Below are 24,000 nucleotides of genomic sequence, written 5' to 3'. Positions count from 1 at the left end.
AGGGCCTGCGCGGCGGCGCTCATATCGCCTGCGCGGCGGCGTGGGCGCTGGCCCAGGCCCACTGGAAATTGTAGCCGCCGAGCCAGCCGGTAACGTCGACCGCCTCGCCGATGGCGTAGAGTCCGGGGACTTTCTTGGCCTCCATCGTCTTGCTGGAAAGCTCGGCGGTGGAGATGCCGCCGCTGGTGACTTCGGCCTTGGCGAAGCCTTCCGAGCCGTTGGGGACGAAGGGCCAGCGGGCGAGTCGCTCGCTCGCGGCATGCAGGGCCTTGTCAGTCGAGGCGCCGAGTTCACCGGCAAGGCCGATCCGGTCGGCAAGGACCGAGGCGAGGCGCTCGGGCAGGGCATCGCCGAGGACGCGGCGCAACGTGGCGCGCGGATGGGTGCGCTTGCGCTCGAGCAGCCAGCCGGCAGCATGATCGGGCAGGAAGTCGATCGCGACCGTGTCGCCGCGCTTCCAGTAGGAAGAGATCTGGAGGATCGCCGGGCCGGACAGGCCGCGATGGGTGAACAGGGCGGCCTCGCGAAAGGCGGCTTTGTGGCAATGGGCGACGACTTCGGCGCTGACGCCGGACAGTTCGCGGAACAGCAGGTCCTCGCCCGCGAGGGTGAGGGGGACGAGGGCCGGGCGCGGCTCGACAACCTTGAGGCCGAAGCGGCGGGCAAGGTCATAGGCAAAGCCCGTGGCGCCGAGCTTGGGGATCGACGGTCCGCCCGTGGCCATGACCAGCGCCGGGGCATGGGCGCGGACCGGGCCGGCCTGAACGGTGAAGCGCCCGTCGGCATGGTCGATCGCGCTCGCCGGATGGCCGAGGGCGATGGTGACGCCGCCCTGCTCGCACTCCTCCAGCAGCATGGCGACGACCTGCCGGGCCGAACCGTCGCAGAATAGCTGGCCGAGGGTCTTTTCGTGCCAGGCTATGTCGTATCGCTCGACCAGCGCGAGGAAATCGCGCGGGGTGTATCGCGAGAGGGCCGACTTGGCGAAATGCGGGTTGGCCGAGAGATAGCGCTCGGGCGCGGTGTGGATATTGGTGAAATTGCAGCGCCCGCCGCCCGAGATCAGGATCTTGCGGCCCACTTCGGGGGCATGGTCGATCAGCAGGACCCGCCGCCCGCGCTGCCCGGCCAAGGCGGCACAGAACAGCCCCGCCGCGCCCGCGCCGAGCACGATTGCATCGTAAGGTTCGTTGTTCATGCCTTGAGCAATTCGGCGGCGAGAGCTTCGGCCACCTTGATCCCGTCGACCGCGGCCGAGAGGATGCCCCCGGCATAGCCCGCGCCTTCCCCGGCCGGGTAAAGTCCGGCGGTGTTGACGCTCTGGAAATCGGCGCCGCGCCGGATGCGGATCGGCGAGGATGTGCGCGCCTCGACCCCGGTCATGACCACGTCGGGATGATCGTAGTTCTTGATCTGACGCCCGAACACGGGGATCGCCTCGCGCAGGCTCTCGATCACGAAATCGGGCAGGCAGAGCGAGAGGTCGGTGAGCTTGACCCCCGGCTTGTAACTCGGCACGACCGCACCGAATTCGCCGGACGAGGGCTTTCCGGCGAGCAGGTCGGAGACCTTTTGGCCGGGCGCCATGTAATTGCTGCCGCCAGCCTTGAAGGCGAGGCTTTCCCAGTGCCGCTGGAAGGCGATTCCCGCCAGCGGGCCGCCGGGAAAATCGCGCTCGGGCGAAATGTCGACCACCAGCCCCGAATTGGCGTTGAATTCGGCGCGGGAATATTGGCTCATGCCGTTGGTGACGACCCGGCCTTCCTCGCTGGTCGCTGCGACGACCCGTCCGCCCGGACACATGCAGAACGAATAGACCGTGCGCCCGTTCTGGCACTGGTGCGACAGGGCATAGGCCGCCGCGCCGAGAATTTCGTTGCCCGCGCATGCGCCGAAGCGGGCGGTGTCGATCCAGCTTTGCGGATGCTCGATCCGCACCCCGATGGCGAAGGGCTTGGCCTCGACGTGGATGCCCGCATCGTGCAGCGCATGGAACGTGTCGCGCGCCGAGTGGCCGACCGCGAGAATCACGTGGCGGGCAGGGAGGAACGAGCCGTCTGACAAGTGCAGTCCGGCCAGCTGGCGGGTGCCGTCCGGCGCGGCTTCCACCGCGAAATCTTCCACCCGGGTCTGGAAGCGGTATTCGCCGCCCAGCTCTTCGATCGTCTCGCGGATCGACATGACCATGGTGACGAGGCGGAAGGTGCCGATATGCGGATGAGCCTCGGTCAGGATGTCCTCGGGCGCCCCGGCCTTTACGAATTCGGTCAGCACCTTGCGGCTGAGGTGGCGCGGGTCCTTGATCCGGCTGTAGAGCTTGCCGTCGGAGAAGGTCCCGGCCCCGCCCTCGCCGAACTGGACGTTGGATTCGGGGTTGAGCTCGGAACGGCGCCACAGGCCCCAGGTATCCTTGGTCCGCTCGCGCACCGCCTTGCCGCGCTCGACGATGATCGGCTTCAGGCCCATCTCGGCGAGGATTAGCGCGGCCATCACCCCGCAGGGGCCGGCGCCGATCACCACCGGGCGGCTGCCGTCTTCGGCCCCGGTCCAGCCCTCGGGCGCGCGCACCGGGGGGCGGTAGGTCGTGTCGGGCGTTGGGCGCACATGGCTGTCCGCGGCATGGCGGGCGAGCACGGCCGCTTCGTCGGCCAGGACGAGGTCGAGGACATAGACCAGCTTGATCGCGGCTTTGCGCCGCGCGTCGTTGCCTCGCCGGACCACGGTGAAGCGGACCAGTTCGCGAGGTTCGATCCCGAGCCGCGCGCAGATCGCGGCTTCGAGATCGTCAGCCGAATGGTCGAGCGGAAGGGCAAGGTCGGAAACGCGCAGCATCGTTTGGGCGCTAGCGCGGATAGCCACTTGATGAAAGCCGTGGCGTGCACAGGTTGGTGGGCTGGCCAATATCGTCTGGCGATAGACCTGATCGAGCGGGCACTGTGCTGGCTTGTCGCGGATGATAGTGTGCGGCGCGTTGACACCGCCGGGCAGGCCCGTTTTGGGGCTTGGCACTGCGCAATTTTTTCCGCAGGCTCGCGTAGTGCCCCCTTATGGTCCGTCAGGAATTTGCGTTTTGAACCTTGATGCCGAGAGCTTCGCGAAGGATGGCTTTGTCCTCCTGCGCCGGGCCGTAGATCCGGAGGCCTGTATGGCGTTCGGCCAAATGGTCGCAATGGAATACGAGCGGCTGCACGACGCAGGCTGGCGCTTCGCCGGAGCCGGCAGACTGTCCGGCCATCTCAATATCCGCATGGGCCAGGACGGCCGTGCGTTGCTCGACGCATTCCGCGCCGCCCTGTTGGATAGCTTTGTCGCTCGGATCGCTGGTGAACCGGTCAGGCTGATGCATGCCGTGGGCAACTTCAACCTTCCCGGCAGTTGCGCCCAGGACTTTCATATTGACGGTTCGTTCAATCGCCCGATCCTGATCGCCAACCTTTGCCTGGTGCCAACCGACCAGACCAACGGCGCCACCGAATTGGTTGCCGGCAGTCATCTGCAGGACCTGTCCTATTGGCGCTTTGCGCGCGACGGTTGGCGAAACAAGGTCGTGGCGCCCGCCACGTCGCCGGGCGACGTGCTGATCCGCCTTTCAAACCTGTGGCACCGGGGCACGCCCAACCGGTCAGCCGCAGGACGCCCCATGGCTGCGTTTTCGTTTGTGCCGGAGCGATTTCTTGCGCCAGATGATGCTCTTGCGGATCTCGATGGCCCCATCACGCTGTTTGCGAACAAGTATTATGGCCGTTGGCGCGCCGCCAAGGAAATCCTGGCCGCCCGCTTGCCGGTTCTGGACGAGGCCCTGCGTCAAACCAGCTCGTTGATTGCTTCCCGCCACCGCGGACGCGCTGCCAAATAGGCCGCGCGGCAACATTCAATCGCCCCGGGGCGGCCAGCCTGCCAATCGAAGGCCGGTCCATCCGTTCCCCGCGACACGATTGAAGTGCCCTGCGACAACGGAAAAGGGCGGACCTTGCAGCCCGCCCCTTCCTGTGTGTTCGCCTGTTTGACGCTTCAGCGCGGCAGTTCGGTCTTGCCCATCAGCGCGAGGTCGACCGCGCGAGCAGCCTGGCGGCCCTCCCGGATCGCCCAGACGACGAGCGACTGGCCGCGGCGCATGTCGCCGCAGGCGAAGATCTGCGCATCGCTGGTGACATAGTCGACCACGTTGGCCGCCACGTTGCCGCGCGCGTCGAGCGCCACGCCGGCCTGGTCGAGCAGGCCCTGCTTCTTCGGGCCGACGAAGCCCATGGCGAGCAGGATCAGGTCGGCGGGAAGCGTGAACTCGCTGCCCGGCACTTCCTTCATCTTGCCGCCTTCCCACTCGACGCGGACGCATTCGAGGCCGGACACGTCGTTGTCGCCGACGACGCGCTTGGTCAGGATCGCGAACTCGCGCACGACGCCTTCCTCGTGGCTCGACGAGGTGCGCAGCTTGAGGGGCCAGTTCGGCCAGGTCAGCGCCTTGTCTTCCTTCTCGGGCGGCTGGGGCATGATTTCCAGCTGGGTGACCGAGAGCGCGCCCTGGCGGTTGGACGTGCCAACGCAGTCCGACCCGGTGTCGCCGCCGCCGATGACGATGACGTGCTTGCCGGTGGCGGTGAGCGAACCGCGCGGCGCGGCGCGCAGTTCATCGTCGCCCGCGTTGCGCTTGTTCTGCTGGGTGAGGAATTCCATCGCCGGACGGACCGAAGGCAGCTCGGCGCCGGGGATTTCCAGCTTGCGCGGATCTTCCGCGCCGCCGGCCAGCACGATCGCGTCGAAGTTTTCCTTCAGCGAATCGATCGAGATGTTGACGCCCACTTCGACCGAGGTGCGGAACTGGACGCCTTCGGCCTCCATCTGCACGCCGCGGCGATTGATGAGGTGCTTCTCCATCTTGAAGTCGGGGATGCCGTAGCGCAGCAGGCCGCCGATCCGGTCAGCCTTCTCGAACACGGTCACCGAGTGGCCGGCGCGGGCAAGCTGCTGGGCGGCGGCCAGGCCGGCCGGGCCCGAGCCGACCACGGCCACCGTCTTGCCGGTGCGGGTGGCCGGAACCTGCGGGGCGATCCAGCCTTCCTGCCAGCCCTTGTCGACGATCGCGCATTCGATCGACTTGATGGTCACCGGCTGGTCGGTGATGTTCAGGGTGCAGCTCGCCTCGCAGGGGGCGGGGCAGATGCGGCCGGTGAACTCCGGGAAGTTGTTGGTCGAGTGCAGAACCTCGAGCGCGTTCTTCCAGTCCCCCTCATAGACGAGGTGGTTCCAGTCCGGGATGATGTTGTTCACCGGACAGCCGTTGTGACAATAGGGAATGCCGCAATTCATGCAGCGCGAGGCCTGGGCCTTGAGGTCCCCCTCCGCGTGCGGAATCACGAATTCCTTGTAGTGCTTCAGACGCTCCTTGGGGTCCGCATAGGTGCGGTCCTTGCGGTCGAGCTCGAGGAAGCCGGTTTCCTTACCCATCGTTCCGAATTCCTCTTATTCAGCGGCCACCGAGGCGGCGTCGTTCCGCTCGGCCTCGAGTTGCTTCAGAGCGCGCGCGTAGTCGCTCGGCATCACCTTGATGAACTTCTTCACGGCATTGTCGAAGTCGTCCAGCAGGGCGCGGGCGCGCTTGCTGCCGGTGTAGAGGTGGTGCCGTTCGAGCAGCACGCGGATGCGGTCGGCGTCGTGGCGGAGCATGTCGCCCATGCCCGGGTCCGAAGCGCCGTTGGTGCGCTGCTGCGGACGGCCCGCACCGTCTTCCTCGTCGCGCTCGGGCGAAATCGGGAGCAGGTCGACCTGGGCCAGGTTGCACAGCTGGGCGAAGTTACCGTCGATGTCGTAGACATAGGCGACGCCGCCCGACATGCCGGCCGCGAAGTTGCGCCCGGTCCGGCCCAGCACCATCACCGTGCCGCCGGTCATGTATTCGCAGCCATGATCGCCCGTGCCCTCGACCACCGCGACGGCGCCCGAGTTGCGCACGGCGAAGCGCTCGCCGGCGACGCCGTTGAAGAACGCCTCGCCCGCGATCGCGCCGTAAAGCACGGTGTTGCCGACGATGATGTTCTCGGTCGGCTCACGCTCGACATGGGTCGGCTGGCGCACGATCACCCGCCCGCCCGACAGACCCTTGCCGACATAGTCGTTGGCATCGCCGGTCAGGTCGAGGGTCACGCCGTGGGCGAGGAAGGCGCCGAACGACTGGCCCGCCACGCCCGTGAGGGTGATGGCGATGGTGTTGTCCGGCAGGCCGGCATGGCCGTAGCGCTTGGCGACCTCGCCCGAGAGCATGGCGCCCACGGTGCGGTTGACGTTGATCACCTTGCGCTCGATCCGCACCGGAGACTTGCTTTCCAGAGCATCGGCCGCGGCGGCGATCAGGTCGTTGTCGAGCGCCCCGCCGAGGCCGTGGTCCTGGGTGCCGGTCCAGTTGAGGCCGGTGCCGGCGACCGGCTCGACCTGGTGGAGCAGCTTCGACAGGTCGATGCCGTCGGCCTTCCAGTGGTTGACCGCCTTGCGGGTGTCGAGCCGGTCGACCCGGCCGACCATCTCGGCCACGGTGGCAAAGCCCATCTCGGCCATGATCGCCCGCAGCTCTTCGGCAACGAAGAAGAAGTAGTTGATCACGTGTTCCGGCTGGCCGGTGAAGCGGGCGCGCAGGACCGGGTCTTGCGTTGCGACGCCGACCGGGCAGGTGTTGAGATGGCACTTGCGCATCATGATGCAGCCGGCCGCGATCAGCGGCGCGGTGGCAAAGCCGAACTCGTCGGCGCCGAGCAGGGCGGCGACGGCAACGTCACGGCCGGTGCGCAGGCCGCCATCGGCCTGAACGCAGATGCGGCTGCGCAGGTTGTTGAGCAGCAGGGTCTGCTGGGTTTCGGCCAGGCCGATTTCCCACGGAGAGCCGGCATGCGTCAGCGAGGTCAGCGGCGAAGCGCCGGTCCCGCCTTCGTAGCCGGAGATCGTGACATGGTCGGCGCGCGCCTTGGAGACGCCAGCAGCGACCGTACCCACGCCCACTTCCGACACCAGCTTGACCGAGATCCGCGCCCCGGTGTTCACGTTCTTGAGATCGTGAATCAGCTGGGCAAGGTCTTCGATCGAGTAGATGTCGTGGTGCGGCGGCGGCGAGATCAGGCCGACGCCCGGGGTCGAGTGACGGGTCTTGCCGATGGTCTTGTCGACCTTGTCGCCCGGCAGCTGGCCACCCTCGCCGGGCTTGGCGCCCTGGGCCATCTTGATCTGGATGTCGTCGGCGTTGACGAGGTATTCCGCCGTGACGCCGAAGCGGCCCGAGGCGACCTGCTTGATCGCCGAGCGCATGGTGTCGCCGTTGGGCAGCGGCTTGAACCGCGCTGGGTCCTCGCCGCCTTCGCCGGTGTTCGACTTGCCGCCGATCCGGTTCATGGCGAGCGCCAGGGTGGTGTGAGCCTCCCACGAGATCGAGCCATAGCTCATCGCGCCGGTGGCGAAGCGCTTGACGATCTCGCTCGCCGGTTCGACTTCGGAGATGTCGATCGGCTTGGCAGCCTTCTTCAGCTCCATCAGCCCGCGGATGGTCAGCATCCGCTCGGACTGGTCGTTGATCGTCTCGGCGAATTCCTTGTACTTGTCAGGAATGTTGCCGCGCACGGCGTGCTGGAGCGCGGCGATGTTCTGCGCGGTCCAGGCATGTTCCTCGCCGCGCAGGCGCAGGCCGTACATCCCGCCAACGTCGAGCATCTGGCGGTAGATCGGGTTGTCGCCATAGGCCGCGGCGTGGCGGCGCACGGCTTCCTCGGCCACCTGCTGCAGGCCGACGCCCTCGATCGTGGTCGCCGTGTTGGTGAAGTACTTGGCGACGAAATCGCTGCCGAGGCCGACCGCGTCGAAGATCTGGGCGCCGCAGTACGACTGGTAGGTCGAGATGCCCATCTTGGACATGACCTTGAGGATGCCCTTGCCGATCGCCTTGATGTAGTTCTTCTGAACTTCATACTCGCTCAGCGGCAGCTCCTTGCGGACGCGGATTTCCTCCAGCGTCTCGAAGGCGACATAGGGGTTGATCGCCTCGGCGCCGTAGCCGGCCAGCACGCAGAAGTGGTGCACTTCGCGGGCTTCGCCGGTTTCGACCACCAGGCCGGTCTGCATGCGCAGGCCCTGGCGGACGAGGTGCTGGTGCACCGCCGCGGTCGCCAGCAGGGCCGGCATCGGTACCCGCTCGGCGTTCTGGGCGCGGTCCGACAGGATCAGGATGTTCTTGTCGGCCAGCACGGCGTCAGTCGCCACCCAGCACATTTCCTTGATCGCCTGCTCGAGGCCCTCGGCCCCGGTGGTGGCGTCCCAGGTCATGTCGATCGTCTGGGTGCGGAACGCGCCGTCAAGCGCGGCCTCGACCGAGCGGATCTTGGCAATGTCCTTGTTGGTCAGGATCGGCTGGTCGACCTCGAGCCGCTTGTGGCTGCCGGCATCGCGGCCGAGCAGGTTGGGGCGCGGGCCGATCATCGAGACCAGACTCATCACCAGTTCCTCCCGGATCGGGTCGATCGGCGGGTTGGTGACCTGGGCGAAGTTCTGCTTGAAATAGTCGTAGAGCAGGCGCGACCGGCTCGACAGCACCGCGATCGGGGTGTCGGTGCCCATCGACCCGATCGGATCGTCGGCCTTCACCGCCATCGGCTCGAGGAACTTCGAGACGTCTTCCTGAGTGTACCCGAAGGCCTGCTGGCGATCGAGCAGGCTGGTGGTTTCCACCGGCAGCTGCGCCAGTTCCGGCTCGATCACGTCGAGGTCCTTGAGGTTGTACTGGGCAGATTCCAGCCATTCCTCATAGGGCTCGGACCCGGCGAGCTGGGCCTTGATTTCCTCGTCCTCGATGATCCGCCCCTCGGCGAAGTCGATCAGCAGCATGCGGCCCGGCTGGAGCCGCCACTTGCGGACGATGTTGTCTTCCTTGATCGGCAGGACGCCGCTTTCCGATGCCATCACGACGATGTCGTCGTCGGTCACGAGGAAGCGCGCCGGGCGCAGGCCGTTGCGGTCCAGCGTGGCGCCGATCTGGCGGCCGTCGGTGAAGGCCACGGCGGCCGGGCCGTCCCACGGCTCCATCAGCGCCGCGTGGTATTCGTAGAAGGCGCGGCGCTTGGGGTCCATCAGCGGATTGCCGGCCCAGGCTTCCGGGATCAGCATCATCATCGCGTGGACGAGGCTGTAACCGCCGGCCAGCAGCAGCTCGAGCGCATTGTCGAGGCAGGCGGTGTCCGACTGGCCGTGCGGGATCAGCGGCCACATCTTGTCGAGATCGGGGCCGAGAAGCTCCGATTCCATCGAGCGGCGGCGCGCGTTCATCCAGTTCACGTTGCCGCGAACCGTGTTGATCTCGCCGTTGTGGGCGATGAAGCGGAACGGGTGGGCCAGCTTCCAGCTCGGGAAGGTGTTGGTCGAGAAGCGCTGGTGGACGAGGCCGAGCGCCGAGACGCATTCCGGATCGCGCAGATCGTCGTAGAACGAGCCGACCTGCGTTGCCAGCAGCAGGCCCTTGTAGACGATGGTGCGGGTCGAGAAGCTCGGCATGTAGAGCTCGGTGAGCCCCGGCAGGCCATGCTTGGCCGCCATTTCGGCGAGCGGGTTCTGGACCTGCTTGCGCACGGCGAGGAGCTTGCGCTCGAAAGCATCCTGGTCAGCGCAGTTCTCGCCCCGGCCGACGAAGCACTGGCGGATCACCGGCATCGATTCGAGCACGGTCTTGCCGAGCCCGTCGAGCGTGACCGGAACGTCGCGCCAGCCGAGCAGCTTCTGCCCTTCCTTGGCGATGAACTTCTCGAAGGTCTGCACGATCAGCTCGCGGCTGGCATCGTCCTGCGGCAGGAAGCACATGGCGACGGCATAGTCGCCCGGCTGCGGCAGGGTGACGCCCGCGCCCGCGGCCCAGCCGCGGAAAAGCTGGTCAGGCAGCTGGATCAGGATGCCCGCGCCGTCACCCAGCAGCGGGTCGGCGCCGACGGCGCCGCGATGATCGATGTTTTTGAGGATTTCCAGCGCCTGGGTGATGATCGCATGGCTCTTCGCACCCTTGATATGGGCGACAAAGCCGACGCCGCACGCGTCATGTTCATTACGCGGATCATAAAGGCCCTGGGGCTCAGGAAATCCCATCGATATACCCATCCTGTGCATTTCGCCGGACAACCCCCGTGGAGGCCGGCTCTTGTTGGCAGCATTGGAGCGCGACTCACCCCGCCGCGTTTCAGCAGCGAGTGTCGCACTCTGCGCCCATGACGACAGGATAGTCTTTTTGCAACCGCGAACCTAGTGCGTAGTGGGCCAGTGAGGCCAAAAACCGCCAGCGCATAGCAATGCGGCCCGGCGAGCCGGGCCGTGCGAGCGGCGGGCTGGGGCCCCGGGCGCAGAGACGGGCGAATCGGTCTCCCGTGCGAATCTGCAGGCCAACGCCCGAAGGGTCAGGCGGTTCCGCTCATTTTCTGGAGCGCGGCGAGGGCATCGCGCAGCGCGGCCTCGGTCTCGACCTGGCTGGCCCCGAACGGCGCGCCGGACAGCCGGGCGGGCACCGGGCGGGGCGGAACGGCCTGACCGGGGAAGGTCACAACCGGTTCGGCGATGTGCTCGGCAGGGTCGGATTCAGTCTCTTCGACCCGCACGAAAGTGCCGAATGGGCCGGGCGCGCGGGCTGCGCCTTTCATCCCGAGCAGCGAACTGAAGGCTTCGTCCGCCACGGCCTCGGCAGGGTCTTCGTTCGCCTCTTCGGGCGCCGCGTCGGGCAGGGCGGGGCGCGCTTCTGCGGCCGGGGCGGCCACGCGCGGCAGGCGCAGCGATTCGAGGGTCGCCGCGGCCTCGGCCTCGTCGGCTGCGTCGTCGAACCATTCGATCGCGCCGAGTCCTGTCTGGCGCAGCGCGGCGGGCATGTCGAACGGGCGTTCGGGTGCAAAGGCGGGATGCTGGGCACGGGAAACCGGTGCGGGCGCCGGCTGTGCCACGGTGACGGCTTCAGCAGGCGGGAGGCTTGGTTGCGGCTGCGAAATCGGCATGGCTTCGGGCATGGCTTCGGGCCTAGCCTCCGCCGGGGCTTCCGCCGGGGCTTCGGGCTGGGCTTCCGCCACGGTCTCCGGCTGCGGCTCCGGTTCGGCACGGGCGGCACTGCGCGCGGCGAGGGCGCGGCCGAAGCGCTCGACCAGTTCGGCGATCGACAATGCGGTCAGCGGCGAATCGGCCTGCGGCGGGGCGGCGGGCTCGCTCGCCGCGACGGGCTCCGGAGCGAGGGGTAGCGTCGTTGGCACGGGCTCTTGTGCCGGTTCGGACTCGACTTCGGCTTCGGCAATGCTGTCGAGTTCGCCAAGGTGAAGGATGGCCGGGGCCTCGAGCCCGAGCGAGGCCTCGCTGGTCAGGGCGCGGCGGCGGCCGGGTTGGACCGCCGAGCGGGCGGCATCGAGCCGCGCCAGATCGTCGTTGTCGTCCGTCGCCGCCGGGCGATGCTCTTCGTCCGTCGCGGCGTTGGCATAGGCCTCGGCGGTGAGCGGACGGGCGGCGGGTGCGGCATCCTCGGGCGCTGCGGGCCCGCGCGTCAGGCGGCGGGCGATCAGGAACCCGGCCGCGGCACCGATCAGGGCGAGGGCGAGGGCCAGCAGCAGCCGCGCGGTAAAGCCGAGCGGCGGGGCGGCGGCGGGGACCAGCGCGGCAAGGTCGAGCCGCGTCACCGCGCCCTCAAGCAGGCTTGGCGGGAGCGCAAGGCCGCCCGCGCCCATCCCGACCGCGCACCACAGGGCAACCAGCCCCGCGAAGAGCGGACTGCGGGTCAGCGGTGCTTTCTCGCCTGTCGTCGTGGCCATGTCTTTATCCCCGTGTACCCGCATGGGCCTGCGTCGGCCCCCCACGGAGGCCCTTCCTGTCGCGCCGCCCTAGCAGGTCTTGGTAAACGGCCTGATAACGCGAAACATTGACCGCCCAGTCGTGCCGGGCGCGGACATGGGCGCGGCCCCTCTCGCGCAGGGTGTTCCAGCCCGAGCGGTCTTCGAGCAGGTCGGCAAGGGCCGCGGCGCAGGCGGCCGGATCGTCGGGCGCGAACAGCACCCCGGTCTCGCCGTGCCGCACCAGTTCACGGTGCCCACCCACGGCCGAGGCGGCGACCAGCTTGCCCTCGGCCATGGCCTCGAGCGGTTTGAGCGGGGTGACCAGTTCGGTCAGGCGGCTCGCCTTGCGGGGATAGGCCATGACGTCCATCAGCGCATAGTATCGCTCGACCTCGCCGTGCGGCACCCGCCCGGTGAAGCGGATCGCCCCGGCGGCCGGCGAGGCTTCGGCCTGGGCCCGCAGGTCCGCTTCCATCGGCCCGCCGCCGACCAGCAGCAGCCGCGAACCCGGCAGCCGCTCCTGCAACAGCGGCATGGCCGCGATCAGCACGTCGAGGCCTTCGTAGTCATAGAAAGAGCCGATGAAGCCCACCACCGGGCCGTGCTCCAGCCCCAGCTGCGCGGCCAGCGCCGGATCGGGCGCTGGCGGATCGCCGAACAGCGACAGGTCGACGCCATTGGGCGAAAGGGTGATCCGTTCCGGCGGATAGCCGCGCGCGATCAGGTCGCCGCGCAGCCCCTCGCAGATCGTCACCACCGCATCGGCGCCGCCGACCACTTCGTCTTCCAGCGCACGGGTCAGCCGGTACTTGAAAGAACCTTCGCGCCCGGTCCCGTTGCCCACCGCGGCATCCTCCCAGAAGGCGCGGATCTCGTAGACCACCGGAATGCCGAGCTGCCGCCCCGCGCGCAGGGCCGCCAGTCCGCACAGTGCCGGGGAATGGGCATGGAGCACGTCGGGGCGCCATTCGTCGGCCAGGGCCACGATCGCCTCGGCCAGTCGCGCCACCTCGCGCCATTCGCGCCAGCCCGCCGGGCCGGATGCGCCGCCGGGGGTGCGGTGGAAGGTGATCCCGTCGACTGCCTCGACGGGCGGACCCGCCTTGCCGTGGCGCAGCCCGGTGATCCCCCGCACTTCGAGCCCCGAGGCCTGCTGCGCCGTGATGATCGCGCGGCTGCGGAAGGTATAGCCGCTGTGCAGCGGGAGCGAGTGATCGAGGACGTGGAGGACGCGCATGACGGCCTTGTCCTAGGCGCATCAGGTTTAACGACGCGTCAACCGCGCCGGTGTAGGCGGGGCGGATGGTCGACTATTTCGCGATCGGGCTCACCCACCTGCTGATGGCGCTTGCCGCCTGGCGGCTGGTCCTGCGCGGCGATCTCGACCGCGAGGATGCCCTGGTCGGCGGGCCGGAATCCGATGACCGCCCCCCGATGCCCGACCGCCATGCTTGACCTTGCCCTCGCCGCCTTCTTCCTCGGCCTGATGGCGCTGGGCCTGCGGCGGCCGTTCATCTGGGTCCTGGCCTATCTCTATGTCGACATCGTCGCCCCGCAGAAGATCTCCTACTTCCTGCTCGCTTCGCTTCCGGTCTCGCTGATCGTCTTCGCCGCGGCCTTCGGCGGCTGGCTTCTGGCCGACGACAAGACGGACAGCCGCTTCACCTTCCGCCAGGGCCTGCTGGTGGTCCTGCTGCTCTATTGCGGGGTGACCACGGTCTTCGCCGACTTCCCGGTCGAGGCGGCGGACAAGTGGGCCTGGGTGTGGAAGGCGCTGGTCTTCGCAATCTTCCTGCCGCTGACCCTGCGCACGCGCCTCAGGATTGAGGCGGCGGTGCTGTTCATGGTCCTCTCCGCCGGGGCGATCATCATCACCGGGGGGATCAAGACGGTCTTCTCCGGCGGCGGCTACGGTTCGCTCACCTTCTTCGTGCGCGACAATACCGGTCTCTACGAAGGCTCGATCATCAGCGCCGTGGCCGTGGCCATCATTCCCCTGATCTTCTGGCTGGCGCGGTACGGAACGATCTTCCCGCGCGACTGGCGGGTGCGGACCTTCGCGCTGGCCCTGGCCTTTTCCTGCCTGCTGATCCCGGTCGGCACCCAGGCGCGCACGGGCCTGCTGTGCATCGGCCTGCTCGGCGTGCTCTCGCTGCGCACGGCGAAGAACCGCTTCGTCTACGTGGCCTTGATGGGCCTTGCCGGGCTGATCGCCGTGCCGTTCCTGCCGAGCAGCTTCACCCAGCGCATGTCGACCATCGAGAATCACCAGGCCGACCAGTCGGCCTCGACCCGCCTCGCAGTCTGGGCCTGGACGCTGGACTATGTGAAGAGCCACCCCTTCGGCGGCGGGTTCGATGCCTATCGCTCGAACCGGCTGGTGATCGAGACCCGCGCGGTCGAGGGGAGCGGCTCGTCCATCTCGGTCGAGGAAAACACCATCACCGATCAGGGCCGCGCCTATCACTCCAGCTATTTCGAGATGCTCGGCGAACAGGGCTGGCCGGGCCTGATCCTGTGGCTGTGGTTGCAGGTTTCGGGGCTGTGGCAGATGGAGCGGCTGCGCGTCCGTTGGCGGCGCAAGGCCGCGGAGGAAGGCGCTGGGCCCGAGGTGCAGTGGCAGGCCCCGCTTGCTAGCGCGCTCCAGCAGGCGCAGCTGGTCTACCTGCTCGGCGGCGCCTTCGTCGGCATCGCCTACCAGCCGTTCATCCTGATGCTGATCGCTCTGCAATGCGGCCTGTGGTCCTACCTCGGGCGGACTGGGGCCCCGGCACCGCGCGCGAGGGCGGCGAAGCCGGTCATGGTGATCCCGGCTTCATTTTGACGCGCCCGAGGTGCTTCAGGCTACCGCGTGGAGCTGTTCGCGCGCGCGGTGGGTGGCGATGAAGTTCTCGACCACCGGGGCGATCTTGGTTCGCCAGCGGCTGCCGTTGAAGATGCCGTAGTGCCCGACGTCGGCCGCGAGGAAGTATTCCTTGCGGTCGTCCGACAGGGCCGGGGTCAGCTTGAGCGCCGCCCGGGTCTGGCCGATGCCGGAAATATCGTCGTTTTCGCCCTCGATCGCGAGGATCGCGGTGTCGACGATGGCGTGGGGGTCGATCGGCTTGCCGCGGTGGACGAATTCGCCCTTGGGCAGCGAGTGCTTCTGGAACACGTGTTCGATCGTCTGCAGGTAGAAATCGGCGGTCATGTCGCAGACCGAGCGATATTCCTCGTAGAACCGCTTGGTCGAATCGGCGCTTTCGCCGTCGCCGGTGACCAGATGCATGAACATCTGGTAGTGGCTCATCATGTGGCTCTGCAGATTCATCGACAGGAACCCGGTGAGCTGGAGAAAGCCGGGATAGACCCGCCGCCCCGCGCCCGGATAGCCGAGCGGCACGGTCGCGATCACGTTATGGCGGAACCACGAGAGCGGCCGGGTCACGGCCACGTCGTTGACGCTGGTCGGCGCCTCGCGGGTGTCGACCGGGCCGCCCATCAGGGTCAGGCTGGCCGGGCGGCAGGGGTGCCGCGCCTCGCCCATCACCGCCGTGGCGGCAAAGGCCGGAACCGAGGGCTGGCACACCGCCAGCACATGCGTTCCGGGTCCGATGTGTTCGAGGTAGCCGATCAGATAGTCGATATAGTCGTCGAGGTCGAAGGTGCCCGCCTCGATCGGCACCATCCGGGCATCGGCCCAGTCGGTGATATAGACCTCATTCGTCTCCAGCAGCCGCGCCACGGTGCCGCGCAGCAGGGTGGCATAGTGCCCGCTCATCGGCGCGACGATGAGCAGCTTGGGCGCATTATGCGGCAGGCCGCTGTGCGAAAAACGAAGGAGATTGCCGAAGGGACGGCGCAGTACAATCGATTCGGTTACCGGCCAGTCCGCGCCCTTGGCCAAAACCGACTCGATCCCGAAATCGGGCTTGCCACGCGGCGCGGCGGCATGGGCGAACACGTCAAGCGCCGATGCGATCACCGGGCTGAAGCCCGCATAACCGAAGGGCATGGCCGGATTGTTGAGGATTTCTGCCGTGACCGAAGCCCAGGCGCTGGCGCTGGTCAGAAGCGCGCGGTTCAGTTCATAAGCGTTGTAGAGCAAAGGGAATTCCGGGCTAGCGGCGCTGTGCGTCGGATATGGACCTGAACGTGGCCCCTTCTCTGATCGATTGCAATGCACGGGTAGTTAATTTTCCGCCATCTCGGCGGCAGGCGCTTTCGCCCGGCGGCGGCTTCGGCTAGGGCGCGGGCCATGGCTGCCGAACCTGCCGAAAGCGCGCCCAGCGCGCCCGATACCGCTGAAAGCCCCGCCCCGGCCGCCGGGGGCAAGCCGGCGCGCAGCCTCGGCCCGCTCCGCATGGTCTGGGGCTTGGCCGCGCACTATCCGCGTCAGGTGGCGCTCGCCCTGCTGGCGCTGCTGGCCAGCTCCTCGGCCACGATCGCCATCCCGATGCGCTTCAAGGCGATCGTCGACCAGGCTTTCGGCCCCGGCGCCCACATGGGCGACATTGCCGGCGCCTTCCAGCTGATGCTCGTGATCGTGGTGATCCTCGGGCTCGCCACGGCCACCCGGTTCTACTGCGTTTCCTGGCTGGGCGAACGGGTCGTCGCGGACCTCCGCGAAAAGGTCCAGGCCAACCTGCTGCGCCTGCCCCCCTCGTTCTTCGAGGCCAATAGTCCCAAGGAAATCTCCTCGCGGATGACTTCGGACACCGCGCTGATCGAAGTGGTGGTCGGCACCACGGTCTCGATCGCACTGCGCAACATGATCACCGGCATCGGCGGCACGGCCTACCTCTTCTTCCTCGCGCCCAAGCTGACCCTCCAGCTGCTGGTCGCGATCCCGCTCATCGTCCTGCCGATCGTGGTTTTCGGGCGCCGCCTGTCCAAGGCCTCGCGCACCAGCCAGGATACCATCGCTGATATCGGCGCCTCGGTCACCGAGACCCTGGGCGCGATCCGCGTGGTGCAGAGCTTCAACCAGGAAGAGCGCGAGACCGCCCGCTTCCACGCCACGGTCGACCGCACCTTCCAGGCCGCGCGCCGCCGCATCGCGATCCGCGCGGTGATGACCGCGGTGGTCACCATGCTGGTCTTCGGCTCGATCACCGGCCTCTTGTGGCAAGGCGCGATCGGCGTCGCCACCGGCCAGATCAGCGGCGGCACGATCGCGGCCTTCGTCGTCACCGGCGGCCTCGTCGCGGGAGCCTTCGGCGCGCTGACCGAAGTCTACGGCGACCTGCTGCGCGGCGCGGGCGCCGCCAGCCGCCTCAACGAACTCCTTGCCGAACGGCCCGCGATCGCCGCTCCCGCCCGGCCCATCGCCCTGCCCGAGCCCGCGCGCGGCCAGATCGCCTTCGACCGGGTGACCTTCCGCTATCCCACCCGGCCTGACCAGCCGGCGCTGAGCGAGATCACGCTCAAGGTCGATCCGGGCGAGACCGTGGCCATCGTCGGCCCCTCTGGCGCGGGCAAGTCGACCATCTTCCAGCTCGCCCAGCGCTTCTATGATCCGCAGGGTGGCACGGTGCGGCTCGACGGCGTGGCCCTCCCCTCGGCTGATCCGGACGCGGTCCGCCGCCGCATCGCCCTCGTGCCGCAGGAAGCCGTGCTTTTCGCCGCCTCGGCGCGCGACAATCTGCGCTACGGCAACTGGGAGGCGAGTGACGAGCAGATCTGGCAGGCCGCCCGCGCCGCCAATGCCGAGCAGTTCCTGCGCGACCTGCCCGAAGGGCTCGACACCTTCCTGGGAGACAATGGCTCGCGCCTGTCCGGCGGTCAGCGCCAGCGCGTCGCCATCGCCCGCGCCCTGCTGCGCGATGCCCCGATCCTTCTGCTCGACGAGGCGACCAGCGCGCTCGATTCGGAAAGCGAGCGGCTGGTGCAGGACGCGCTCGACCGGCTGATGGCCAGCCGCACCACCCTCGTCATCGCTCACCGCCTCGCCACTGTGCGCCAGGCTGACCGGATCGTGGTGATGGACAAGGGCCGGATCGTCGAACAGGGCACGCACGAGGAGCTGTCGCGCCTCGGCGGCCTCTACGCCCGCCTCGCCTCGCTTCAGTTTGACGACCGGCTGGTGGCGGAAGTTTGATTTGAATCTGCGTTGACCACTCCAGGCCAATAACGCAATTTGCGGTTAAGGCTCGGCCGGTACACAAGGGTGCCATGAAGCGCACGATCCTGCTGGCCGCCACTCTCCTCGCCGCCACCGCCGCCCCGCTCGCCGCCCCGCTCTGGGCCGCTGACGAGGATTGGGGCCGCTCCGGCATCCAGATCCGCTGGGTCGACCCGGCGGTCAGGCCCGGTGACGACTTCTTCCGCTACGTCAACGGCAAGTGGCTCGCCAGCCACGAGATCCCGGCCGACCGTACCTCCTACGGATCGTTCCAGATCCTGCGCGAGGAATCGGAAAACCGCCTCAAGGCGATCGTCGACGAACTGGTCGCGAAAAAGCCGGCTCCCGGCACGCAGGAAGCGCGGATCGTCGCGGCTTATTCCGCCTTCATGGACACCGCCGCGATCGAGCGCGCCGGCCTGGTCCCGGCGAGGCCTTACCTCGCCCGGATCGCCGCGGCCAAGACGGTCAGCGATCTCTACGGCCTGTTCGCAGCGCCCGGCTTCGCCAGCCCGATCAACGGTGCGGTCGATCCCGATCCCAAGCAGAGCGACCACTATTCGCTGAACCTGTCGCTCGGCGGCCTCGGCCTGCCGGACCGGGACTATTACCTGTCGGACAACCCGCGCTATCCCGAGATCCGCGAGAAGTACAAGGCCTACCTCGCCATGCTGCTGGGCGAGGCGGGGTACGCCGATCCCAAGGCTACGGCCGAAGCGGTCTACAAGCTCGAGGAGGGCATGGCCCGGATCGAGTGGGACCGCGAGATCCTGCGCAACGACGACCTGCTGTACCACAAGCTGACCGTGGCCGAACTGGCCGCCCTGCCGCATGGCGCCGACCTCGTCGCCTTCGTCCGCGCGCTCGGGCCGGGCGCCGCCGCCGCGCAGTCGCTGCGCGTCACCGAGATCCCGCTAACCGCCGAACAGCGCGCCGCCGCGCGGATTTCGGCCGAGGATGCCAAGGCCAAGATGGGCGGCGGTTTTCCGGCCATGCTCGACTATGTCGCCAGCCAGCCGGTCGAGACGTGGAAGGCCTGGTCGGCCGCCCAGTTCCTGATCGGCCACGCGGCCTATCTGCCCGCCCGGATCGACGAGGCGAACTTTGCCTTCTACGGCAAGCTGCTCGGCGGCCAGCCCGAACAGCGCCCGCGCTGGAAACGCGCGCTGGGCGTGGTTGAGGGGCAGATCGGCGAACAGCTCGGGCGGATCTATGCTGAGCGCTGGTTCCCGGCAGACAGCCGCACCCAGATGGCCGCGCTGGTCGCCAACCTGCGCAAGGCGATGTCGGCCAATCTCGCCACGCTCAGCTGGATGGGACCCAAGACGCGGGCCGAGGCCGAGGCCAAGCTCGCCGCCTTCACCCCCAAGATCGGCGCGCCCGACAGCTACAAGACCTACGATGGCCTCGCCATTTCCGCCACCGATCCCCTCGCCAATGCCGTGGCCTCGGGCGACTGGCAGGCCGCCTTTGCCGACCGGCGCATCGGCAAGGCGGTCGACCGGGCCGAGTGGTTTATGTTCCCGCAGACGGTCAACGCCTACTACAACCCGCCGATGAACGAGATCGTGTTCCCGGCCGCGATCCTCCAGCCGCCGTTCTTCAACCCCGCGGCCGATCCCGCCGCCAACTACGGTGCGATCGGCGCGGTGATCGGCCACGAGATGGGCCACGGTTTCGACGACCAGGGCTCGAAATACGACGGCACCGGCAACCTGCGCGACTGGTGGAGCGCCGAGGACAAGGCCCGCTTCGTAGCCCTGACCGACCGGCTGGCTGCGCAGTACGACAAGTTCTGCCCGTTCGACAGCGGCCAGACCTGCGTCAACGGCAAGCTCACCCTGGGCGAGAACATCGGCGATCTCGGCGGCCTCTCGCTCGCCTACCGCGCCTACCACCTCTCGCTCGGCGGCAAGGCCGCCCCGGTGATCGACGGGCTGACCGGCGACCAGCGCTTCTTCATGGCCTTCGCCCAGGTCTGGCGCTCGAAATACCGTGAGGAAACCGCCCGCCAGCTGTTGCTGGTCGATCCCCATTCCCCGGCCCAGTTCCGCGCCAACGGCATCGTCCGCAACTTCGACGAATGGTACAAGGCGTTCGGCATCAAGCCGGGCGACAAGCTCTACCTGCCGCCCGACCAGCGCCTGCGGATCTGGTAAGAGCTCGTTCGGAAAATGCCCGCGTGGGGCATTTGGGCGCCGCGGCGGATGACATTACCGTAATGCGCCGTTCCTGCGCTTGCGCTCGGGCGCGGCGCCCGGCATGACCCCGGCCCATGACGCTGACCATCACCGCCATCCTGCTCGGCATTGTCGAGGGGCTGACCGAATTCCTTCCGGTTTCCTCCACCGGCCACCTGATCCTCGCCACCGAGCTGTTCGGTTTCGATGCCGATACGTGGAAGGTGTTCAACGTGGTGATCCAGCTCGGCGCGATCCTCGCGGTCGTGGTGCAGTATTGGCGCACGTTCTGGGCCGTGGGCTGGGGCGTGCTGCGGCTTGAGCCGCTGAGCCTGAAGTTCCTGCGCAACCTGCTGCTGGCCTTCCTGCCCTCGGTGGTGATCGGCCTTGCCATGAAGAAGTACATCGATGTCCTGCTCGGCAGCCCGTTGGTGGTCTGCGGCGCACTGGTCGTGGGCGGCGTGGCGATCCTGGTGATCGAGCGTGCGGCCAAGCCCGGCCCGGCCAGCGGGATCGGCCAGTTGCCGATGCGCCAGGCGCTCGGCGTCGGCCTTGTCCAGTGCGTGGCGATGATCCCCGGCATCAGCCGTTCGGGCGCGACGATCATGGGCGCCCTCGCCATGGGGATCGAGCGGCGCACGGCGGCCGAGTTCAGCTTCTTCCTCGCCGTGCCGACCATGCTCGGCGCGACGGTGCTGGAACTGCACGACAACAAGGAAGCGCTGATGCAAGGCGCCGGTCCGGTCGGCTGGTATGAGATCGCCATCGGCTTCGCCGTGTCCTTCGTGGTCGCGCTGGCGGTGATCAAGGGCTTCGTCGCCTATATCAGCCGCCACGGTTTCAAGCCGTTCGCATGGTACCGGATCGTCGCCGGGCTTGCCGGCGCGGCCTTTCTGCTGGCGCGCTGAACAAATATTCGCCGCATCGTCGCAAGTTAGGAGGAGCAATGCTCCACTCGCTTCGTCGCGCCTTCGGGAACCGAGCGACGAACAGGCGAGTTTCCGTGTCAGACAGCTTTGAGCTGCCAACAGCACAAGGAAATTCGTCATGGGCCTGATCATTCTTATTATTGTCGGCGGCATTCTCGGCTGGCTTGCCAGCATCGTCATGCGCACCGATGCCCAGCAGGGTATTTTCCTCAATGTAATCGTCGGCATCGTCGGCGCCGTTCTTGCCGGGTTCATCCTGAATCCGCTGATCGGCGGCGGCAACGTGATGTCGGGCGATTTCAGCGCCAGCTCGCTGCTCGTGTCGTTCCTCGGCGCGGTGGTGCTGCTTGCGATCGTGAACCTCGTTCGCCGCGGTTCGGTTCGCTAAGCGCGGGCCTGACGGGGCAACACACAAGGGACGGTAGCACAGGCTGCCGTCCCTTTTTTATGGGAAAGGACAGGAACGTCATGAAGATCGTGAACAAGGCGATGATGATGGCCGGTGTGGCCGCTCTCGGGCTGGGGCTGGCCGGCTGTGACAGCAAGTCCGAAAATGCCGCCGAGGACCAGGCCGCCGCCGTGCGCGCGTCATCGGACGCCGCGGCCGATACGCTCGACGCCGCCGCCGATGCCACCAGCGGCGCGGCCGAAGACGCGCTCGAGAACAAGGCCGATGCGGTTCGCGCTGCCGGCGACAAGAAGGCCGATGCGATGGAAGACGCGGCCGACAAGAAGGACAAGGCGCCCGAATAGCCCGGCACCAACGGTTCGGGCCGGCGGGCAGCGCAGGCGCCGCCGGCCTTTTCCTTGTTCTGCAGCCTTTCCCTTTCCCATTGCGCGGCCGCGCCAATGCGGCATGCTGGCCCTCGGAAAAAATTGGTCGGAGGGGCCCTCGCCGTGAGCAAGCTCAAGCAGCACCAGTACGAAGACCTGCTCGGCGCATTGCAGCAGGAACTGGAACAGATGCAGCGCTGGGTCGAACATTCCGGCGAGCGCATCGTCATCCTGTTCGAGGGGCGCGACGCGGCGGGCAAGGGCGGGGCGATCCACGCCATTTCCGAAAGGCTCAACCCGCGCCATTGCCGCATCGTCGCGCTTGGCAAGCCGACCGAGTGCGAGGCCGGACAATGGTATTTCCAGCGCCACGTCGCCCACCTGCCCACGGCCGGCGAAATCGTCCTGTTCGACCGCTCGTGGTACAACCGCGCCGGGGTCGAGAAGGTGATGGGCTTTGCGAAGAAGAAGCAGGTCAACGCCTTCCTCGATGCCGTGCCGAGTTTCGAGAAACTGCTGACCGGCGATGGCATCCGCCTGTTCAAATACTGGCTGACCTGTGATCAGGCCGAGCAGGAGGAGCGCTTTGCCGAGCGGCTGGCCGATCCGCTCAAGCGCTGGAAGCTCTCGCCGATCGACCTTGAGGCACGCGGGCAATACGCCGCCTATACCAAGGCGCGCGAAGCGATGCTCAAGGCCACGCACACCGATCACGCGCCCTGGACCCTGGTCGATTTCAACGACCAGCGCCGCGGCCGCCTCACCCTGATTCGCGACCTGCTCGATCGCCTGCCCGATTTCGACGTGAAGGAGCCCCCGCTCGAACTGGCCCCGCTCGCCGAGCCGCCGCGCAAGGAAAAGTGCGGCCGGATCAAGCCGCTCAAACCCTTCGAGCCATGAAAAGGCGCGTGCGCAGCGCCCCTCTTGCTTGACTTTGCCCTGATTCTTGCCCAAGGGCGGCGGCCTTGCCGGGCGGCACCTCCGCTGTGTCCGTCCGATTCTGTTTTACTGCTTGCTTTAGGAACGCGTCGCCATGGCGAAGCCCGCAACCGTCAAGATCCGCCTGGTTTCCACGGCTGATACCGGCTTCTTCTACGTCACGAAGAAGAACCCGCGCAACTCGACCGAGAAGTTCACCTTCAAGAAGTACGATCCGGTCGTGCGCAAGCACGTCGAGTTCAAGGAAGCCAAGATCAAGTGATCTCGCTGCCCGCCTGAACCTTAGGAACCGGGCGGGTTCAGTGATGGTTCAATGCTCGTCCCCGAGGGAAAGAGGATGAACCGCTTGATTTCCAGACTTCGCATCTTCCCGGGCGCCGCGGTCTCCGCGGCGCTTGCCGTGTCTGCGCCGCTCCCGCTGGCCGGCGGTCTCGTTGCTTTGGCCGCGCCCGCCGCGGCCCAGGGCGAGAACGACCTCGACCGCGCGGTCGAGGCCCTGCGCGCGATCACCACGATGCAGGCCGATTTCCTGCAGACCGACCGCGCTGGCCGCGCCATCGCCGGCAAGCTCACGATCAAGCGCCCGGGCCGGATTCGCTTCGAATACCAGAAGGGCGTGCCGATGCTGATCGTCGGTGATGGCAAGGCCCTCACCATGGTCGACTACGAGGTCCGCCAGGTCCAGCGCTGGCCGATCGGCAACAGTCCGCTCGGCGCCCTGCTCGATCCGCGCCGCGACGTGAAGCGCTTCGGCACGCTCCAGCCCTCGTCCGATCCGGGCGTGGTTGCGATCGAGGTGCGCGATCGGTCTCACCCCGAATATGGCGTGATCACCCTGATCTTCCGCCGCAAGGCCGGGGCGCCCGGCGGGCTGGAACTGATCTCGTGGGTCGCGCTCGATTCCCAGAACCAGCGCACGACGATTCGCCTCGGCAACCAGCGCTACGGCATGGCCGTTTCCGACAATGCCTTCCGATTCGTCGATCCGCGTCCCGCAGGCCGTCGATAGGGCGCAACCGCTGGTCGCGACGGCGCCCCATACGAGCGACAAACCGCGACAAACCTGCAGGTTTCGTTCACCCGGGAGCAAGGCGCGAACCTTATAACGGTTCTCAACAAGACGGAGCGAGGCGGGTTTCCCCCCTGTTGCCCATGCCTCCATCGTACCCGGCTTGTTACAGCGTGACGAACGCAAACGGAGCCTTGGTGTCACTGCCCCCGACGCCAAGGCTCTTTTGCGTTTGGGCGATATTTGGCTGATCCCG

18 protein-coding genes are annotated in these 24,000 nt (G+C 67.5%); 11 read left to right on the top strand and 7 right to left on the bottom strand.

Annotated elements, in window-relative coordinates:
* Positions 1-19 precede the first annotated feature (19 nt).
* Both H7F51_RS02700 and H7F51_RS02695 read right to left on the bottom strand, forming a co-directional pair.
* On the bottom strand, positions 20-1,198 hold the full coding sequence (locus tag H7F51_RS02700) for a BaiN/RdsA family NAD(P)/FAD-dependent oxidoreductase (RefSeq protein WP_185662675.1): 1,179 nt from the start codon (positions 1,196-1,198) through the stop codon (positions 20-22).
* The gene (locus H7F51_RS02695) at positions 1,195-2,832 is read right to left on the bottom strand and encodes an NAD(P)/FAD-dependent oxidoreductase (protein WP_185662674.1); all 1,638 of its coding nucleotides are present in this window, start codon (positions 2,830-2,832) and stop codon (positions 1,195-1,197) included. Before H7F51_RS02695 ends, H7F51_RS02700 begins: the two co-directional genes overlap by 4 nt.
* Positions 2,833-3,070: 238 nt before the next feature.
* Between H7F51_RS02695 and H7F51_RS02690 the strand changes: the two genes are divergently transcribed.
* Positions 3,071-3,856: a phytanoyl-CoA dioxygenase family protein gene (locus H7F51_RS02690; RefSeq protein WP_185662673.1), complete on the top strand. Its 786-nt coding sequence runs from the start codon at positions 3,071-3,073 to the stop codon at positions 3,854-3,856.
* A 155-nt stretch (positions 3,857-4,011) separates the two neighbouring features.
* Here the strand turns inward: H7F51_RS02690 and H7F51_RS02685 are convergent, their stop codons facing one another.
* The 4 genes from H7F51_RS02685 to H7F51_RS02670 all read right to left on the bottom strand — a co-directional run bounded on the left by H7F51_RS02685 (position 4,012) and on the right by H7F51_RS02670 (position 13,047).
* Positions 4,012-5,445 (bottom strand): glutamate synthase subunit beta, encoded by a 1,434-nt coding sequence (locus H7F51_RS02685; RefSeq protein WP_185662672.1) that lies wholly within the window; start codon positions 5,443-5,445, stop codon positions 4,012-4,014.
* A gap of 15 nt (positions 5,446-5,460) precedes the next feature.
* A complete protein-coding gene (gltB, locus tag H7F51_RS02680) occupies positions 5,461-10,101 on the bottom strand; it encodes a glutamate synthase large subunit (RefSeq protein WP_185662671.1) in 4,641 nt (1,546 codons plus the stop codon).
* A gap of 305 nt (positions 10,102-10,406) precedes the next feature.
* On the bottom strand, positions 10,407-11,789 hold the full coding sequence (locus H7F51_RS02675) for a hypothetical protein (protein ID WP_185662670.1): 1,383 nt from the start codon (positions 11,787-11,789) through the stop codon (positions 10,407-10,409).
* Between the two features lie 4 nt (positions 11,790-11,793).
* Positions 11,794-13,047 carry a TIGR04063 family PEP-CTERM/XrtA system glycosyltransferase gene (locus tag H7F51_RS02670; RefSeq protein ID WP_185662669.1) on the bottom strand — a complete coding sequence of 418 codons (1,254 nt, stop codon included), beginning with the start codon at positions 13,045-13,047 and terminating at the stop codon, positions 11,794-11,796.
* A gap of 65 nt (positions 13,048-13,112) precedes the next feature.
* Between H7F51_RS02670 and H7F51_RS02665 the strand changes: the two genes are divergently transcribed.
* Together H7F51_RS02665 and H7F51_RS02660 are read left to right on the top strand one after the other, a co-directional pair.
* Complete coding sequence (locus tag H7F51_RS02665) at positions 13,113-13,265, top strand: hypothetical protein (RefSeq protein WP_185662668.1); 153 nt, start codon at positions 13,113-13,115, stop codon at positions 13,263-13,265.
* Positions 13,258-14,634 carry a DUF5935 domain-containing protein gene (locus H7F51_RS02660; protein WP_185662936.1) on the top strand — a complete coding sequence of 459 codons (1,377 nt, stop codon included), beginning with the start codon at positions 13,258-13,260 and terminating at the stop codon, positions 14,632-14,634. The genes H7F51_RS02665 and H7F51_RS02660 overlap by 8 nt, the downstream gene beginning before the upstream one ends.
* Positions 14,635-14,649: 15 nt before the next feature.
* Here the strand turns inward: H7F51_RS02660 and H7F51_RS02655 are convergent, their stop codons facing one another.
* Positions 14,650-15,897 carry a polyhydroxyalkanoate depolymerase gene (locus H7F51_RS02655; protein ID WP_185662667.1) on the bottom strand — a complete coding sequence of 416 codons (1,248 nt, stop codon included), beginning with the start codon at positions 15,895-15,897 and terminating at the stop codon, positions 14,650-14,652.
* Positions 15,898-16,152: 255 nt separating this feature from the next.
* Between H7F51_RS02655 and H7F51_RS02650 the strand changes: the two genes are divergently transcribed.
* The 8 genes from H7F51_RS02650 (at position 16,153) to H7F51_RS02615 (ending at position 23,744) form a co-directional block, all read left to right on the top strand.
* Positions 16,153-17,889, top strand: coding sequence for an ABC transporter transmembrane domain-containing protein (locus tag H7F51_RS02650; protein WP_425491008.1), 1,737 nt, complete (start codon positions 16,153-16,155; stop codon positions 17,887-17,889).
* Between the two features lie 74 nt (positions 17,890-17,963).
* Positions 17,964-20,072, top strand: coding sequence for a M13 family metallopeptidase (locus H7F51_RS02645; protein ID WP_185662665.1), 2,109 nt, complete (start codon positions 17,964-17,966; stop codon positions 20,070-20,072).
* Between the two features lie 116 nt (positions 20,073-20,188).
* Entirely contained in the window at positions 20,189-21,001 is an 813-nt protein-coding gene (locus H7F51_RS02640; RefSeq protein ID WP_185662664.1) for an undecaprenyl-diphosphate phosphatase, read from the top strand.
* A gap of 139 nt (positions 21,002-21,140) precedes the next feature.
* The gene (locus H7F51_RS02635; protein ID WP_185662663.1) at positions 21,141-21,410 is read left to right on the top strand and encodes a GlsB/YeaQ/YmgE family stress response membrane protein; all 270 of its coding nucleotides are present in this window, start codon (positions 21,141-21,143) and stop codon (positions 21,408-21,410) included.
* An 80-nt stretch (positions 21,411-21,490) separates the two neighbouring features.
* The gene (locus tag H7F51_RS02630; protein WP_246447679.1) at positions 21,491-21,775 is read left to right on the top strand and encodes a hypothetical protein; all 285 of its coding nucleotides are present in this window, start codon (positions 21,491-21,493) and stop codon (positions 21,773-21,775) included.
* 96 nt (positions 21,776-21,871) lie between these two features.
* The gene (gene ppk2 / locus H7F51_RS02625; RefSeq protein ID WP_185662662.1) at positions 21,872-22,696 is read left to right on the top strand and encodes a polyphosphate kinase 2; all 825 of its coding nucleotides are present in this window, start codon (positions 21,872-21,874) and stop codon (positions 22,694-22,696) included.
* A gap of 133 nt (positions 22,697-22,829) precedes the next feature.
* On the top strand, positions 22,830-22,997 hold the full coding sequence (gene rpmG, locus H7F51_RS02620; protein WP_028640675.1) for a 50S ribosomal protein L33: 168 nt from the start codon (positions 22,830-22,832) through the stop codon (positions 22,995-22,997).
* Between the two features lie 75 nt (positions 22,998-23,072).
* A complete protein-coding gene (locus H7F51_RS02615) occupies positions 23,073-23,744 on the top strand; it encodes a LolA family protein (RefSeq protein WP_185662661.1) in 672 nt (223 codons plus the stop codon).
* Positions 23,745-24,000: the final 256 nt, after the last annotated feature.

Source organism: Novosphingobium flavum, from assembly GCF_014230315.1.
GTDB lineage: Bacteria > Pseudomonadota > Alphaproteobacteria > Sphingomonadales > Sphingomonadaceae > Novosphingobium > Novosphingobium flavum.
The sequence above is the reverse complement of the archived record's forward strand: the minus strand, read 5'-3'. Positions and strand labels throughout refer to the sequence as shown.